Origin of the sequence: Rugamonas sp. DEMB1 (genome assembly GCF_029834475.1) — a bacterium.
Lineage (GTDB): Bacteria > Pseudomonadota > Gammaproteobacteria > Burkholderiales > Burkholderiaceae_D > Rugamonas > Rugamonas rubra.
Map to the genome: position 1 here is coordinate 2,136,064 of NZ_CP122407.1, position 13,388 is coordinate 2,149,451.

16 protein-coding genes are annotated in these 13,388 nt (G+C 66.2%); 8 read left to right on the forward strand and 8 right to left on the reverse strand.

The genetic code is table 11. From position 1 onward, the window contains the following. Positions 1 to 41 precede the first annotated feature (41 nt). On the reverse strand, positions 42 to 206 hold the full coding sequence (locus QC826_RS09855; protein ID WP_279765440.1) for a hypothetical protein: 165 nt from the start codon (positions 204 to 206) through the stop codon (positions 42 to 44). Positions 207 to 505: 299 nt separating this feature from the next. Between QC826_RS09855 and QC826_RS09860 the strand changes: the two genes are divergently transcribed. From QC826_RS09860 to QC826_RS09895, 8 genes are all read left to right on the forward strand, one after another. Then, the gene (locus QC826_RS09860; RefSeq protein ID WP_279765442.1) at positions 506 to 673 is read left to right on the forward strand and encodes a hypothetical protein; all 168 of its coding nucleotides are present in this window, start codon (positions 506 to 508) and stop codon (positions 671 to 673) included. 79 nt (positions 674 to 752) lie between these two features. Beyond that, complete coding sequence (locus QC826_RS09865) at positions 753 to 2,069, forward strand: enoyl-acyl carrier protein reductase FabMG (protein WP_279765443.1); 1,317 nt, start codon at positions 753 to 755, stop codon at positions 2,067 to 2,069. A gap of 343 nt (positions 2,070 to 2,412) precedes the next feature. Beyond that, the gene (locus QC826_RS09870; RefSeq protein ID WP_279765444.1) at positions 2,413 to 3,486 is read left to right on the forward strand and encodes a TonB-dependent receptor plug domain-containing protein; all 1,074 of its coding nucleotides are present in this window, start codon (positions 2,413 to 2,415) and stop codon (positions 3,484 to 3,486) included. Between the two features lie 5 nt (positions 3,487 to 3,491). Continuing rightward, positions 3,492 to 4,346 (forward strand): TonB-dependent receptor, encoded by an 855-nt coding sequence (locus tag QC826_RS09875; RefSeq protein ID WP_279766432.1) that lies wholly within the window; start codon positions 3,492 to 3,494, stop codon positions 4,344 to 4,346. Positions 4,347 to 4,469: 123 nt separating this feature from the next. Then, positions 4,470 to 4,742 (forward strand): hypothetical protein, encoded by a 273-nt coding sequence (locus tag QC826_RS09880; protein WP_279765445.1) that lies wholly within the window; start codon positions 4,470 to 4,472, stop codon positions 4,740 to 4,742. Continuing rightward, entirely contained in the window at positions 4,726 to 5,031 is a 306-nt protein-coding gene (locus tag QC826_RS09885; RefSeq protein WP_279765446.1) for a hypothetical protein, read from the forward strand. The genes QC826_RS09880 and QC826_RS09885 overlap by 17 nt, the downstream gene beginning before the upstream one ends. Further along, a complete protein-coding gene (locus tag QC826_RS09890) occupies positions 5,028 to 6,668 on the forward strand; it encodes a PepSY domain-containing protein (protein ID WP_279765447.1) in 1,641 nt (546 codons plus the stop codon). The genes QC826_RS09885 and QC826_RS09890 overlap by 4 nt, the downstream gene beginning before the upstream one ends. 365 nt (positions 6,669 to 7,033) lie before the next feature. Continuing rightward, entirely contained in the window at positions 7,034 to 7,594 is a 561-nt protein-coding gene (locus QC826_RS09895; protein WP_279765449.1) for an outer membrane beta-barrel protein, read from the forward strand. Between the two features lie 113 nt (positions 7,595 to 7,707). Here QC826_RS09895 and QC826_RS09900 read toward each other — a convergent pair whose 3' ends face one another. The 7 genes from QC826_RS09900 to QC826_RS09930 form a co-directional block, all read right to left on the reverse strand. Beyond that, positions 7,708 to 8,337, reverse strand: coding sequence for a helix-turn-helix transcriptional regulator (locus QC826_RS09900; RefSeq protein ID WP_279765451.1), 630 nt, complete (start codon positions 8,335 to 8,337; stop codon positions 7,708 to 7,710). Next, entirely contained in the window at positions 8,334 to 9,554 is a 1,221-nt protein-coding gene (locus tag QC826_RS09905) for an MFS transporter (protein ID WP_279765452.1), read from the reverse strand. The genes QC826_RS09900 and QC826_RS09905 overlap by 4 nt, the downstream gene beginning before the upstream one ends. Before the next feature lie 159 nt (positions 9,555 to 9,713). Continuing rightward, positions 9,714 to 10,352 (reverse strand): CatA-like O-acetyltransferase, encoded by a 639-nt coding sequence (locus QC826_RS09910; protein ID WP_279765453.1) that lies wholly within the window; start codon positions 10,350 to 10,352, stop codon positions 9,714 to 9,716. Between the two features lie 63 nt (positions 10,353 to 10,415). Then, the gene (locus QC826_RS09915; RefSeq protein ID WP_279765454.1) at positions 10,416 to 11,258 is read right to left on the reverse strand and encodes a sterol desaturase family protein; all 843 of its coding nucleotides are present in this window, start codon (positions 11,256 to 11,258) and stop codon (positions 10,416 to 10,418) included. A gap of 81 nt (positions 11,259 to 11,339) precedes the next feature. After that, a complete protein-coding gene (locus QC826_RS09920; protein ID WP_279765455.1) occupies positions 11,340 to 12,071 on the reverse strand; it encodes a PEPxxWA-CTERM sorting domain-containing protein in 732 nt (243 codons plus the stop codon). Between the two features lie 177 nt (positions 12,072 to 12,248). Beyond that, positions 12,249 to 13,025 carry a hypothetical protein gene (locus QC826_RS09925; RefSeq protein ID WP_279765456.1) on the reverse strand — a complete coding sequence of 259 codons (777 nt, stop codon included), beginning with the start codon at positions 13,023 to 13,025 and terminating at the stop codon, positions 12,249 to 12,251. Continuing rightward, the gene (locus QC826_RS09930; protein ID WP_279766433.1) at positions 13,025 to 13,387 is read right to left on the reverse strand and encodes a translation initiation factor Sui1; all 363 of its coding nucleotides are present in this window, start codon (positions 13,385 to 13,387) and stop codon (positions 13,025 to 13,027) included. Before QC826_RS09930 ends, QC826_RS09925 begins: the two co-directional genes overlap by 1 nt. Between the last annotated feature and the right edge of the window lies 1 nt (position 13,388).

Below are 13,388 nucleotides of genomic sequence, written 5' to 3' on the forward strand. Positions count from 1 at the left end.
TTTCAGAAGCCCAATGTCAATAAGGCTTTGTTTGATGCCGATCAATTCGATTCGCAGGCAATTATTTTGCGATGGGAAATAATCCAGCTGTCGACATCCTCGCGCACCAGCACGTCGCGCGCGGCGTCGAGCACGTAGCGGTAGCCCTGGAACAGGTAGTTGTCGCCGGGCTCGTAGCCCAGCGCGCTGGCGCCGTGGATCTCCAACGGGCCTTCCCCGGCAGCGGGCATTCTTGCAGAAGCTGCTGTAGCGAGGGCGGCAAAGTGTGGGTGAATGCTTGCATGCTGGCTGCTCTTTCAAGTGAGAGATCAACGGCTTGACGTCACCAAGATAGCACTGTCGGCTGAGCCTGAAAATAGGCCTGCGCGTAAAAATAAAAGATAAATATTGATCGCTTTTTGGCGCGAAATTTGCGGCCTGTCGCGGCGGCGCCAATGCGCTGCGCGACGCGCGGACAAACTGTCGTTTAGATTCATCGGCTTAGTGCCGGAACTGAATTTGATGCATGATATCGAAACAGCTTGCCCGGGCGGACCTGCGCATCGTTGTGTCGACGCACATCGGCGCAAGCGGCGGCAAGCCAGGCATCGCAAATACAACAGCGGATATTTCCTCGTTCAAACTTGCCGATGCTCACGTCCCCCATGGGTTTCTGCTCCAAAATGGCGCATAATTAGCGGCTGCGCTGTTGGACCAGCAGTCGACGAGGCGTTAGCCGATTTTTTTGTTAATTTTTGAACGAATTGAATACTATGACCGAGATCACGTCCTTACGAGACATTCCAAAAGAAAACATCTTCCGCAAGGGCGACACCTTCGTCCTGTTCGGCGAGTTGTTCGGCCGTGGCTACGTCAACGGCCTGCTGGATGAGGCGCGCAAGGCGGGCATGAACATCGTCGGCATGACGGTGGGTCGCCGCGACGAGAACCTGCAACTGCGTCCGCTCGACGCCGAGGAATTGGCGACGGCCGAGGCCAATCTGGGCGGCCGCGTCATCAACGTGCCGCTGATGGCCGGTTTCGATCTGGACGCGCCGGACGGCGAGCCGACCCCGACCGCGCTGCTGGCCGGCATGACCCTGAAGAGCTGGCAGGAAGACAAGCTGGACTGGGCGCAAATCGAGCGCTGCCGCGCCGCCGGCACGGCGCGCTTCAGCGCCTCGGTGGCCAAGGCCATGGCCGAGCTGGACAGCCTGATCCCCGACGGCAGCAATGTGTATTTCGCCCACACGATGGCCGGCGGCATTCCCAAGGTCAAGGTCTTCCTGGCCATCGCCAACCGCATCTACAAGGGGCGCGGCGAGCGCTTCATGTCCTCGCGCGCGCTGCTCGACAGCGACCTGGGCAAGCTGATCTTGATGAACTTCGACGAAGTCACCGCCAACACCTTCCAACACCTGATCGACGGCAGCGCCGCCATCCGCGCCCGCCTGGAACAGCAGGGCGGCCAGGCGCGCTACAGCGCCTACGGCTACCACGGCACCGAGATCTTGATCGACGACAAATACCAGTGGCAGACCTACAGCAACTACACCCAGGGCCGCGCCAAGATGCGCCTGGAGGATGTCGCCAAGGGCGCCTGGGCCAAGGGCGTCAAGGCCAGCGTGTTCAACTGCCCGGAAATCCGCACCAACTCCTCGGATATCTTCGCCGGCGTCGAGCTGTCGCTGTTCCCCCTGTTGAACGCGCTGAAGAAGGAGGGCGGCGCCGCCTGGAGCCAGCAGCAGTGGGAGGTTTGCCAGAGCTTGCTGGAAGATGGCGTGTCCTTGCAGGATTTACTCGACCGCATCGCCGCCTACAACGGCGACGCCACCAGCGTCCTGTTCCGCAACTTCGCCGCCTGGCCGATGGACAACACGCCGGAGCTGGCCGAGGTCATGATCGGCACCTCGGACGGCATCACCAAGCTGCACAAGACCCGCGAGGCGCTGATCACCGACCATCTGAGCTCGCTGGTGCTCGAAGGCACCGGTCCGCTGATGTTCCACGAGATGTCGGCGCCGCGCGCACCGGTGATCTGGTTGAACCACGACATCATCGCCCGCCAGCTGAACTCGGTGCACAACTAAGCATCGGCTTGCCGCCGGCAAGCGTTTGATCGACGGGCGCGCGTTGCGAAACGCGCGCCCGTTGTCGTTTCGGCCGGCCGTGCTGCGCCGCAGCGCGTCTCGTCCGCGTTTGGCGTCGGTCGGAAATCGCCCGGAAGACGCGCCAAAACACGTGTAAACCTCCTCCCCATGCGCTGAAAATGCGCGGTTCCGCCTCCACCTGCGGCATCTCCGTTATTGATGCATATCAACTTTGCAAATATCTTATTGCATTAGTGAATGAGAATCAGTATCATTCGCATTTTAACGTGTAACTTAATAACAACTGGGTGAGTTGATGTCTATTACAAAAAAAACGTTGGTGATGGCAATTGCAAGTATTGGTTTTCAACCGGTCTACGCGGCGGACGCGGCCAGCTCGGCCGTGAGCGGGGACGTCGAGCAGGTCGTGGTCACGGCCACGCTGCGCGCCCACACCATCGCCTCGGCGCCGGCCTTCACGACCGTGGTGACGGCGGAGGACATCGCCAAGTCGCCGGTCAACAGCCTGGCCGATCTGCTGCGTGAAACGGTCGGCGTGAGCAACTTGGCCGACGGCACCGGCCGCGACGAGATCATCATCCGTGGCCTGGCCGGCAAGTACACCTTGATGCTGGTCAACGGCAAGCGCCTGTCGTCCGGCGGCGCGCTGTGGCGCGGCAGCGACTTCGACTTTAATTCGATCCCCTTGAGCAGCATCAAACGCGTCGAGATCGTGCGCGGCCCGATGGCGGCGCTGTACGGCTCGGACGCCATCGGCGGCGTGGTCAACATCATCACCAAGGCGCCGACCAAGGATTGGAAGAGCAGCGTCAGCGGCGAGTACCGCAGCATCGCCTCGGGCGACGAGGGCAGCGAGTACCGCCTGGGCGCCTCCACCTCGGGCGCCATCAACGACCGCCTGAGCCTGTCGATCAGCGGCGAGACCTCCGACCGCGACGCCTGGTACAGCACCTCGGCGGCCGACACCACCCGGCCGCCGCGCCTGGAGGAGAAGCGCACGCGCAACCTGGTCGGCACCGCCACCTACCAACTGTCGGACAAGCAGAGCATCGACTTCGACCTGGGCTACAACAACGACAAGCGTCCGCGCGGCCTGTACTACTACGCGCTGAACCCGCGCACCCAGAAGGAATCGCGCGACTACCGCGACCAGGAAATGACCCGCTACACCTTCGGCCTGACGCACCGGGCGGAATGGGACTGGGGCAGCACCACGGCCTACGTCAGCCGCGAGCAGGCCACCATCGACGACTACAACAGCCGCTACCCGACACCGCAGACGCGCACGCTGAAAGAGGAGAACACCTACGCCAAGATGTACGCCAACTTCGCGCTGGGCAGCAACGCGATCAGCGCCGGCGTCGACCTGCGCAAGCAGGTGATCAAGGGCCGCTGACCTACCTGGTCAGCGGCCAGCACAAGACCAACAACCAGGCCCTGTTCTTCGAGGACGAGATCGCGCTGAGCAAGGACCTGAGCCTGACCCTGGCCGGCCGCGCCGACCACGCCGACTCCTTCGGTAATCATTACTCGCCGAAGGCCTACCTGACCTACCAGGCGAGCAGCGCGGTGACCGTCAAGGGCGGCGTCAGCAAGGCCTTCAAGGCGCCGGAAGCCTACCAGCTGAGCAAGGAATACAGCGTCATCAGCTGCGGCGGTAGTTGCTACCTGGGCGGCAACCCCGACCTGCAGCCGGAGAAGAGCCTCAACTACGAGTTCGGTGTCGAGCTGCACCAGCAGCACTGGAACCTGACCGCCGCCGTCTTCAAGAACGATGTCGACAGCATGATCATCGCCACCTACGACGGCGTGGCCAACAGCCGCCAGTGGGTCAACGTGGCCAAGGCCAAGACCAGCGGCCTGGAAGTGCAGGGCGACGTCGACCTGAACAAGGCCTTCTCGCTGAGCGCCAACTACACCCGCCTGAAGGCCGACTATACCGACGAGACCGGCAAAGAGGTCAAGCTGGAGAACCGGCCGAAGAACATGGCCCACGTCAGCCTCAATTGGAAGCCGATGGACCGCCTGCAAACCTCGCTGTCGGCCCACTACACCGGCGAGCAGATCTACCAGGGCAAGACTCTGCCGGCCTACACCCGCGTCGATCTGGCCTTGTCGGGCAAGGTCAACGAGCAGCTGACCGTGCGCACCGGTGTCAAGAACTTGACCGACGTGGACCTGGAGAAGAAGAGCAAGGACTTCCTCTCCTTCGAGCTGGGCCGCAACTACTACGTGAGCGCCACATACAATTTCTAAGCCGTCCGACGGCGCCGGCCGTCGCCTGAGCAGCCAAGGGAATGCCCATCACGTGGGCATTCCTTTTTTGGCGTGCGGCGCCGGCTGCCGCGCCGCATTCTCCACATCGATAGGGAAGCACTCGTGTTCATACTGTTCTTTGTTCTGACCTGGCTGGCCTGCGCCATCCTCTACCTGAGCCACCGCCACCAGGGCTGGCTGGCGCAGCCGCTGGCGGCCACGTCCTGGCGTGCCGCCGGCGCCGCCCTGCTGTTGCTGGCGCTGGGCTGCGGCCTGGCCGCCTTCAGCGCCATCACCGCCGTGTTCGGCTGGCTGATGCTGCAAATGCTGGCCTTCAGCCTGCTGCCGTTCTTCTCCCTGTTGATCAAAAGGACGCGCCGTGACCAGCAAGCCTGAAAAGAAAGCCGCCATCCGTCCCGACTGGTGGAGCAAGACCCTGGCCGGGTGCGTGCTGGGCTGGACCTTGGCGCTGGCGCTGGCCGGCCTGTTCGCCTGGGCCGGCCCGGGCGGCATTTCGGCGCCGCAAAAGAACCAGTTCGTCATGTGGCTGATCGCGCCGATCTGGATGACGGTGTTCAGCCTGACGTATCTGTTCCGTAGCGGCCTGAGCGCGCTGGGCTGGCTGGGCGCCGCCAACCTGCTGGCCTATGCCCTGTTGTTTATGTACCGTGGACTCCCGACATGAAAATTCGTAGCGACATCCTGCGCATCTACCAAGCGCTGCACACCTGGGTCGGCATAGGCGCCGGCATGCTGCTGTTCATCGGCTTCTTCGCCGGCGCGCTGACCATGTTCAAGGGGCCGCTGGACCGCTGGATCAGCAGTCCGGCGCAGACCCTGCAGCCGGTGGCGCAGGCCCGGCTCGACCCGTTGGTGCGCCAGGTGCTGGAACAGTATCCGGCGGCGCGCAAGGGCTTCACGCTGCATCTGGAACAGCACGAGAACGTCGCCGCGCCGCTCACCTGGAGCGGCGGTGGCGGCCGCGAGATCGACCTGTCCGCCAAGCGCTGGCAGGCCACGCTGGACGGCGACGGCAAGCTGGTGGCGCGGCAGGAGCTGCCCTCGCTGCTGGCGCAGTTGATCGACATGCTGCACCGCACGGGCGGCGTGCCCGGCACGCTGGGCGACGAATACCTCGGCATCTACCTGATGGGCGTGGCCGGCGTGATGTACTTCCTGGCCCTGGTGTCGGGCGTGGTGCTGTTGTTGCCGACGCTGGTGAAGGACTTCTTCGCCCTGCGCGCCGGCAAGAACCGCAAGCGCTTCTGGCTCGACGCGCACAACGTCGTCGGCATCGCCAGCCTGCCGTTCCATGTCGTCATCAGCGTGACGGTGATCGTGTTCGCCTTCCACGACCAGTTCTACGACAGCCTGCAGGAGGTGGTCTACGGTGACACGCCGATGTTCCAGCGCGGCGGCGGCAAGCCGGTGCCGCATGCGGTGGGCGACATGCTGCCGGCCACCGTCTTGATCGCCAAGGTGCGGCAGGCCGCGCCGGACTTCCACGTCAGCGAGATGCTGTTCATGGGCCTGGACGGGCCACGGCCGATGATACGCGCGGCGGTGCTCAACCCGCGCCACCTGGTGCACGGGCCGGAGTCGGCCTATGTGATGCTCAACCCGTACAGCGGCGAGGTGACCAACAAGACCATGCTGCCGGGCCACGCCGACACCTGGAGTTCGCTGGTGACGCCGCTGTTCGCGCTGCACTTCGGCAGCTACGGCGGCAATATGATGCGCTGGGTGTACTTCGTGTTCGGCCTGAGCGGCGCCTTCCTGTTCTACTCGGGCAATCTGCTGTGGGTGGAGAAGCGCCGCAAGAACCAGATCCGCGACCAGGCGCCGCCGCGCCAGACGCGGACCACGCTGCGCATGGCCTCGGCCACGCTGGGCGTCTGCCTCGGTTCGGTGGCCGGCGTGCTGCTGACCATGGTGGCCGGCAAGTGGCTGTACGGCTCGGCCGCGAATATCAACGCGGCCTATCTGGCGGTGTATTACGGCGTCTTCCTCGGCGCCGTGGCCTGGGCCTTCTGGCGCGGCCCGGCGCGCGGCGCGGTCGACCTGCTCAAGCTGTGCGCGCTGGCCGCGCTGGCCATTCCCCTGACCTCGCTGGTCGCCGTGCTGGCGCCGTCGCTGGGGCTGTGGGCGCACACCAGCGCGGCCACGCTGGGCGTCGACCTCACCGCGCTGGCCGGCGCCGCGCTGCTGCTGTACGGCGCCCGCCTGACCGCGCGCCGCGTGCTGCATGGTCCGCTCGACAGCGTCTGGTCGGCGGCGGTGGTCAACCCCGGCGCGAAGCGCGAGCTTGAAGCGGCGGCCTGACGCGCCTGCCCGCTTAGCCGGCGCGGGGCGGGAAGATCAAGCTGAAGCGGCTTAGGCCGGCGGCGCTGGCGGCTTCGCAACGGCCGTGGTGCAGCGCCATCACGGTGCGCACGATGGACAGGCCAAGGCCGCTCGCGCCGGCCGAGTATCGGCGGCGGCGGCGGCCCGCGCCGCGATGCACCCGAGAGTTTATTCCTGCAATTCGCCGGCTTGCCGTCATTCAAACGGATGCTTTGCCAATACAGCCGAACAATCTTTATTCGATGTTGCCCTTGATAAATTAGTTGCCTAGAGTGTAAAATGCGCTGCCCCGTCATTGGGGAGGCGCTTATATCGCCTCAATATCAAAAAAAACAGGATTAAAGATGAAACAACAATTTATCGCCGCTCTGATCGGTGCAGCAATCGCTTTCCCAGTCGCAGCGCAAGCTGAAGGCTACTTCGTCGGCGGCAACGTCGGTCGCTCGGAACAGAAACTGAACGCTCCAGGTTTTTCGCTGAAAGACAACGGCACCGGTTTCAAACTGAACGGTGGCTACCAGTTCACCGCCAACTACGGCGTTGAAGTTGCCTACGTAAACTTCGGCAAGGCCGAAATCAACAACGGCGGCGGCTACATCAAGTCGGAGCCACAAACCGTCTTCGTCGCCGCTACCGGCACCCTGCCACTGAACAACGAGTTCTCGCTGTTCGGCAAAGTCGGCATCGCGCAAAACCACGTTAAAGTCACCGCGCGCGCGGCAGGCTTCTACTCGTCGGAAAGCGAAAACCGCACCACCGCCGTATTCGGCATCGGTGCCGCTTACCAGCTGAACAAGAACGTTTCCTTCGTTGCTGAATACGAAAACTTCGGCAAGATCGCCAAAGACGAGCCAGTCAGCCTGAAAGCCGACATGCTGTCCGTAGGCGTGCGCTACAGCTTCTAATTCCTCCGGGAATTGACGCATTGAAAAGCCGGCCTCGCGCCGGCTTTTTTGCGCGTGCGCCCGCCGCATCGCCGGCGGCGCGCCAAGGCGGAGCGCCAAGGCGGGGCGCCGGCTCAGCCGCGCAGCGGCGTGATGCGGTAGACGCAGCGGCGCGCGCCGGCCAGCAGGTGCTCGGCGCGCTCGACGGCGACGCCCTCGCCGAGCACGCGGCGGAAGATGTCCAGCTCGGAGCGGCAAAAGCTCTGGCAGCTGGTGGCGGCGGCGCAGATCGGACAGTGGTTCTCGATCAGCAGCAGGCTGCCGTCGTCCTGTTGTTCCACCTCGGCCATGTAGCCCTCGGCGCTGCGCAGCCCGGCCAGCGCGGCCGCGCGCGCCGGCCAGTCGGCCGTCTGCGCGCCGAGCCGCTCGCGGTACTGGCGTTCGCTGTCGAGCTCGCGCGCGCTGATCAACTGCTCCAGGCCGGCGGCGCCGAACAGGCCGCGCACCTGCTCGATCAGCTGCAGCGTCAGGTCGGCGTGGCGGTCGGGGAAGCGGGCGTGGCCGGCCGCCGTCAGGCGCCAGTGGCGCGCCGGGCGGCCCACCTTGTCGGCCGTCTCCTCGAATTCGACCAGCCCCTTGTCCTGCCAGGCCTCGAGCTGGCGGCGCGCGCCCATCGAGGTCAAGCCGAGCAGCGCGGCCAACTGCTGCGCGGTCTGCGCGCCGCGCGTCTTGAGCAGGTACAACACCTGTTCGGCGGTGCTCACGATTGCACCGCCTGCAGGCCGGCGTTGGCGGCCATTTCGCGGCGCCAGGTGTGCAGGCGCCAGGCCGAGCTGGCCGTCAGCGCGGCGCCGAGCAGCAGGATCAGGCGGGTGTCGATCAAGGTCAGCACGGCGCCGGCCAGCGCCATCAATATGTTGGCCAGGCAGAAGGTGGTGGAGATCAAGCCCATCACCGCGCCCTGGCCGTGGCGGCCGAAGCGCTCGGCGCACCAGTTCGGCACGATGGCCATGTAGAAGGCTTGCGGGATGCCGAACAGGACGATGGCGGCCAGGCCGACCCGGGCGTTGCCGGCGGCCAGCACGGCGACGGCCGCCGCCGTGCCGGCGGCGTACAGGCAGGCGCGGCGCAGCGGGTCGCGCTGGCTGGGGCGGCCGGCGAACCAGGTGGTGGCGATCATCACCGAGCACATGGCGGCGGTGGTCCAGGCGATGCCGCGGGCGCCGTAGCCGGGCACCTCCACCAGCCACAGTGGATAGAACTCGTAGAAGGCGGTGACGCCGCAGGTGTAGGCCAGTTGCACGACGAAGAACTGGCGCAGCTCGGCGTGGCGCAGCAGGTTGAGCGCGTGGCCGTCGCGCGCCACCTGCCACCAGGAGGTGTTGGCGCCGCTGGGCGCCTCGCGCGGCAGGGCCACGGCGACCAGCGCCGCCGTCACCGTCAGCGCCACCGTGGCGACCCAGAACGGCGTCGTCACGCCCCAGGCCAGCGTGGCGCCGGCCAGCAGCGGGCCGGCCAGCCAGCCCATGTAGAAGGCGCCGTTGAGCCAGGACAGGGCGCGCAGGCGCAGGTCGCCCTGCAGGCGGTCGGCCAGCAGCGCGCGCGCCACCGAGCCGTTGCCTTCGAGCAGGCCGGTGGCGAAGCGCGCCAGGATGAACAGCGGATACGATTCGAGCACCAGCGCCCAGGCCGTCAGGGCGTGGCCCAGCGCGGCGCCGAGGGCGGTGACCAGCAGCACGGGGCGGCGGCCGTAGCGGTCCGACAACGGGCCGAGCAGGGCCGAGCCGATCAGCAGGCCGAGCGGGTTGATGGTCAGCGCCAGGCCGAACAGCAGCTTGGGCGGCAGGCCGAGGAAATGGTTCAGCCCGTTGCTGACGCCGGCGGCGAACAGCGGCGGCAGGATGGGGTAGGGCAGCGCCGCGCCGATGGTCGACAGCAGCGCCAACAGGCAGGCGGCGGTGATGAGCAGGGATGATTTCATGTTGGCCATTCAAGTGTGCATGAATGGCAATATAGCGGGCTCCACCGCATAAGTAAACAAAAAAGTTTATTTAAATGTTGGCGCTGTGATGCTGCTTCTGACCGCAGCTACTGCAGGGTCAGTGCCGACATTCGGACACGGCCTCATCCGTGCCGCCGCTCAGCCGATCAACTCGGCGATGCGCGCGGCCAGCCGCGCGGTCAGCTGGTGGACGTGGTGGCCGTCGACGAAGCCGTGGTGGGCCTGGATCGAGAACGGCAGCGTCAGCGTGGCGCCGGCCGGCGCGCTGAAGCGGCCCCAGGCGATCAGCGGGATGTCGGCCTCGTGGTGGCGGTACAGCGGATGCTCGATGGCCGTCAGGTCCAGCCACGGCAGGCAGGTGTTGTAGACGTTGTCGCGCATCTCGCGCGGGCTCAGGTCGGCGCCGGTGTTGATCAACGCCCGGCTGGCTTGGGCGAGGCGGCCGGCCGCCACGCTGCGTTCGACGAACTCGGCCAGGTCGGGCGAGCGGACGAAGCGGGCGTAGTTGAGGTTGTTGTCCTGGTTGAGCACCGTGTAGGAGCCGTAGAACTGCTCGATCTTGATGACCTCGCCGTCGTGGACGCGGTACAGGAAGTTGTCGATCGACTGCACGCTGTCGAGCAGACAGTAGAGGAAGAAGTGGAAGGGCGGCAGCCGGCGCGCCTTGCAGAACGGCCGGAAGTCGGGCAGCGTCAGCGCCATGCCCAGGTTGATGCGCGGGTTGTCGAAACCGGCGAACAGCTCAAACCGGTCGCGCCGGTGTTCGAAATTTTTCATGCGGCAAGTTTAACCGATTCCGCCCGCGACGGCGGCGGCGCCGGCGCGCCGCCGGCCGGCCGATCAGCCCGGCGGTGCCGGCCGTTTGTCCGGCCCGCGCAGCGGATCGACCAACTGCCGGGCGAAGCCGGGCGGCAGCGGCGTGTCGCTGCCGTAGGCGGTCGGCCAGGTCGGCGGCAAGTGCAGGGTGCCGAACAGCTTGTCGCACAGCGGCAGCATGGAGGCGTAGTTGTGGTTGATGAACTCGTGGCGGCTGTGGTGCCAGTGGTGGAAGCCCGGCGTGGCGATCAGCCACTCCAGCGCGCCGAAGCGCAGGCGCAGGTTGGAATGGATAAAGAATCCCCAGATCGTGCCCAGCACGATCAGGCCGGCCGGCGCGACACTGCCGCCGGCGCTGGGGCCGGCCAGGCCCAGCAGATAGAGCGGCAGCATGCCGCACAGGCGGGTGAACACCGTGTCCACCGGATGGGAGCGCGTGTTGACGAGGAAGTACATCTGCTCTGGGCTGTGGTGGATGGCGTGGAAGCGCCATAGCCAGGGGATCTCGTGGCTGAGCCGGTGGCCCCAGTAAAAGCCGATCTCGCCGACGACGAAGGCCAGCGCCAAGCGGGCCGCCAGCGGCAGGGCGCCCAGGGCGGCCGGCACGGCGGCCGGGACCAGCTGCTGCGCCGCCAGCGCGAGCAGCGACAGCGGCACGCTGAGCAGCATGGCCGGCAGCAGGCTGCTGAGGAAGTAGTAGGCCAGGTCGCTGAGCAGGTCGGCGCGGGCGGGGCGGCCGGGCCGCACGGCCAGCCAGCGCTCCAGCGGCACGAAGATCACCGCCAACAGGACCAGCCACACGCTCAGGCGAAACACGCTGAGGGCGAAGGCGGGCACATGGGCGAAAAGGCTGTGGATCAGGTTCATATCGGATGCATCCGTCTACAACGACAAAACCGGGCAGGGTTGCCCCTGTCCGGTTCGCGGTCATTCCTGCGCGGGCGTGGCTTAGGCCGCGTTGCCCTGGCGACGGCGACGCGCCATGAAGCCAACCATGCCCAGGCCGGCGAACAGCATGGCCCACGAGCCAGGCTCCGGCACGGCCGAGGTCATCGAGACGCCGTCGAGCAGCGAGAACGGCGGTTTGCCTTCCGGCGTGCCGACCGCCAGGAAGGACAGGATCTGGCTGGTGCCGGCGGCGGTGAAGGTCATGCTTTCCTTCATCCAGCCGCTCGAGCTGTGGCTAGGGTTGTGGTAGACGGCGGTCGACTGCTGGGTGGCGGCGCTGTTGCCCAGGTTGACAAGCCATTGCTCGGTGGTGGCGCCGTCAAAGCCGGACTGTTGCGCGGCGGCCCATTCGAAGTTCACGGTGTATTTTTGGCCGACGACCAGGCCGTTGATGGTTTGCTGGATGGGCGACACTTCGAAGGCGCCGTCGGCGGCGATGAAGTTGCCGCCGTTGTGGCTGGCGGCCAGCGGGTTGTTGCCGCCATTGTTGGCGCCCCACAGCGTCAACGCGCCGTAGGAGCCGACCGAGCCGGTGGTGTCGGCCGAACCGGCGGCGAAGACGAAGTTGTAACCGTTCGACGACCAGTCGCTGACCGTGACGGTGTGGTTGAACTGGCCGATGCCGCTGACCTGCTCGAAGCCGCCGTTTTTAACCAGTTCGGTGGCTTGCGCCGAGAAGGTGCTGAGTGCCGCGAAACCGGCGATGGCCAACTTGATGGTGTTGAAATGCATGGATGCCCCAAATATTGTGGTGTTCTAGCTACTGCGTGCGCGGCGGGCGGATCGTTGGATACGCCCTGCGTGCTCGTCGAGCAGGAGACGGATTTAGTGAAGGCGCGAGAATAGCATTGGATTGCCTGGTTGGCAATCAAAATGTTTATCTGTCAATGCTTATTGGGTCGCGGGAGCCTAGTTGCACTGGTAGATGGCCAGGCCGGAGTCGCCCCTGGCGTAGTCCAACCGGTGCCAGCCGGTCAGGCCGAACGGCGTCTTGAGCAGCAGGGCCAGCTTGTCGCGCGCCTGCGCCGACTTGCCCGGCAGCAGGCCGATGACGTGCACCGTGCTGCCGGCGGCGACGCTGGCCACCACCGTGCGGCTGGTCGGCGACTCGTACAGCGCGGTGGCCTGTTCGACGGTGGTGTCGACGCCGATGTAGCTCAGCGGCTGCGCCACCTCGGCCAGCGCCTTGCCCTTCTGCGCGATCTTGCGGGTGGTGCGCTGGCCGCACAGCGACAGGTGGGTCTGGTTCACATAGGCCGCGCCGTTGCCGCTGAAGTACCACTCGGCGTCGTCCAGGTCGAACACCTCGTAGCGGCCGAGCAGGGCGCCGGAGGCGGCGTCGACCAGTTCGTAGGACGAGGGGAAATGCACGGTGTTCTCGATGGCGTCGAGGTGCACCCGCAGGTTCGGGCCGAAGGCCAGCGTGCCGAGCCGGGTCTTCTTGAACACCCGGCCGGGCTCGTCGTCCTGTCGCACGGGCTTGCCGCTCCACTTGAGGAACTGGGCCGGGCTGTCGACATGGATGTGGGCGGCGGCCAGCGGCTTGTCGGCGAACGGCCGCGCGCCGGCGTTGTCGCCGGCCGGGCCGGCCAGCGCCGGCGCCGCCGCGGCGCAGAGCGCCAGCGCCAAGGCCTGGAACACGGGCGGCAGGCGCCGGCCGAGCAGGCCGAGACGTTGCCGGCGCATCAGCCGCCGACCCGCTTGGGATCGTGGCCGAGCTTGAGCAGCGCCGCCATCACGCTGTCGCAGTGGTCGCCCTGCACCTCGATGACGCCGTCCTTGACCGTGCCGCCGCTGCCGCAGGCGGCGCGCAGCTGCTTGCCGAGCGCGGCCAGCGCGGCGGCGTCGAGCGCCACGCCCTTGACCAGGGTGACGCACTTGCCGCCGCGGCCCTTGGTCTCGCGCGACACGCGCACCTTGCCGTCGCCCGCCGGCGCGGCCTTGGCCTGGCCTTGGCAGGCGCAGGCGGCCAGCGCCCGGCGGCAAACGGGACAGGTGCGGCCCAGCTCGGTGGAATACACCAGGCCGCTATTCGAACTGCTTTTCATC

Excerpts from the sequence above, each read along its gene's own strand:
- QC826_RS09865 (WP_279765443.1), top strand. The coding sequence starts at position 753 with ATGACCGAGATCACGTCCTTACGAGACATTCCAAAAGAAAACATCTTC.
- QC826_RS09860 (WP_279765442.1), top strand. The coding sequence starts at position 506 with ATGATATCGAAACAGCTTGCCCGGGCGGACCTGCGCATCGTTGTGTCG.
- QC826_RS09920 (WP_279765455.1), bottom strand. The coding sequence starts at position 12,071 with ATGCATTTCAACACCATCAAGTTGGCCATCGCCGGTTTCGCGGCACTC.
- QC826_RS09905 (WP_279765452.1), bottom strand. The coding sequence starts at position 9,554 with ATGAAATCATCCCTGCTCATCACCGCCGCCTGCCTGTTGGCGCTGCTG.
- QC826_RS09890 (WP_279765447.1), top strand. The coding sequence starts at position 5,028 with ATGAAAATTCGTAGCGACATCCTGCGCATCTACCAAGCGCTGCACACC.
- QC826_RS09910 (WP_279765453.1), bottom strand. The coding sequence starts at position 10,352 with ATGAAAAATTTCGAACACCGGCGCGACCGGTTTGAGCTGTTCGCCGGT.
- QC826_RS09915 (WP_279765454.1), bottom strand. The coding sequence starts at position 11,258 with ATGAACCTGATCCACAGCCTTTTCGCCCATGTGCCCGCCTTCGCCCTC.
- QC826_RS09925 (WP_279765456.1), bottom strand. The coding sequence starts at position 13,025 with ATGCGCCGGCAACGTCTCGGCCTGCTCGGCCGGCGCCTGCCGCCCGTG.
- QC826_RS09895 (WP_279765449.1), top strand. The coding sequence starts at position 7,034 with ATGAAACAACAATTTATCGCCGCTCTGATCGGTGCAGCAATCGCTTTC.
- QC826_RS09870 (WP_279765444.1), top strand. The coding sequence starts at position 2,413 with ATGGCAATTGCAAGTATTGGTTTTCAACCGGTCTACGCGGCGGACGCG.
- QC826_RS09930 (WP_279766433.1), bottom strand. The coding sequence starts at position 13,387 with ATGAAAAGCAGTTCGAATAGCGGCCTGGTGTATTCCACCGAGCTGGGC.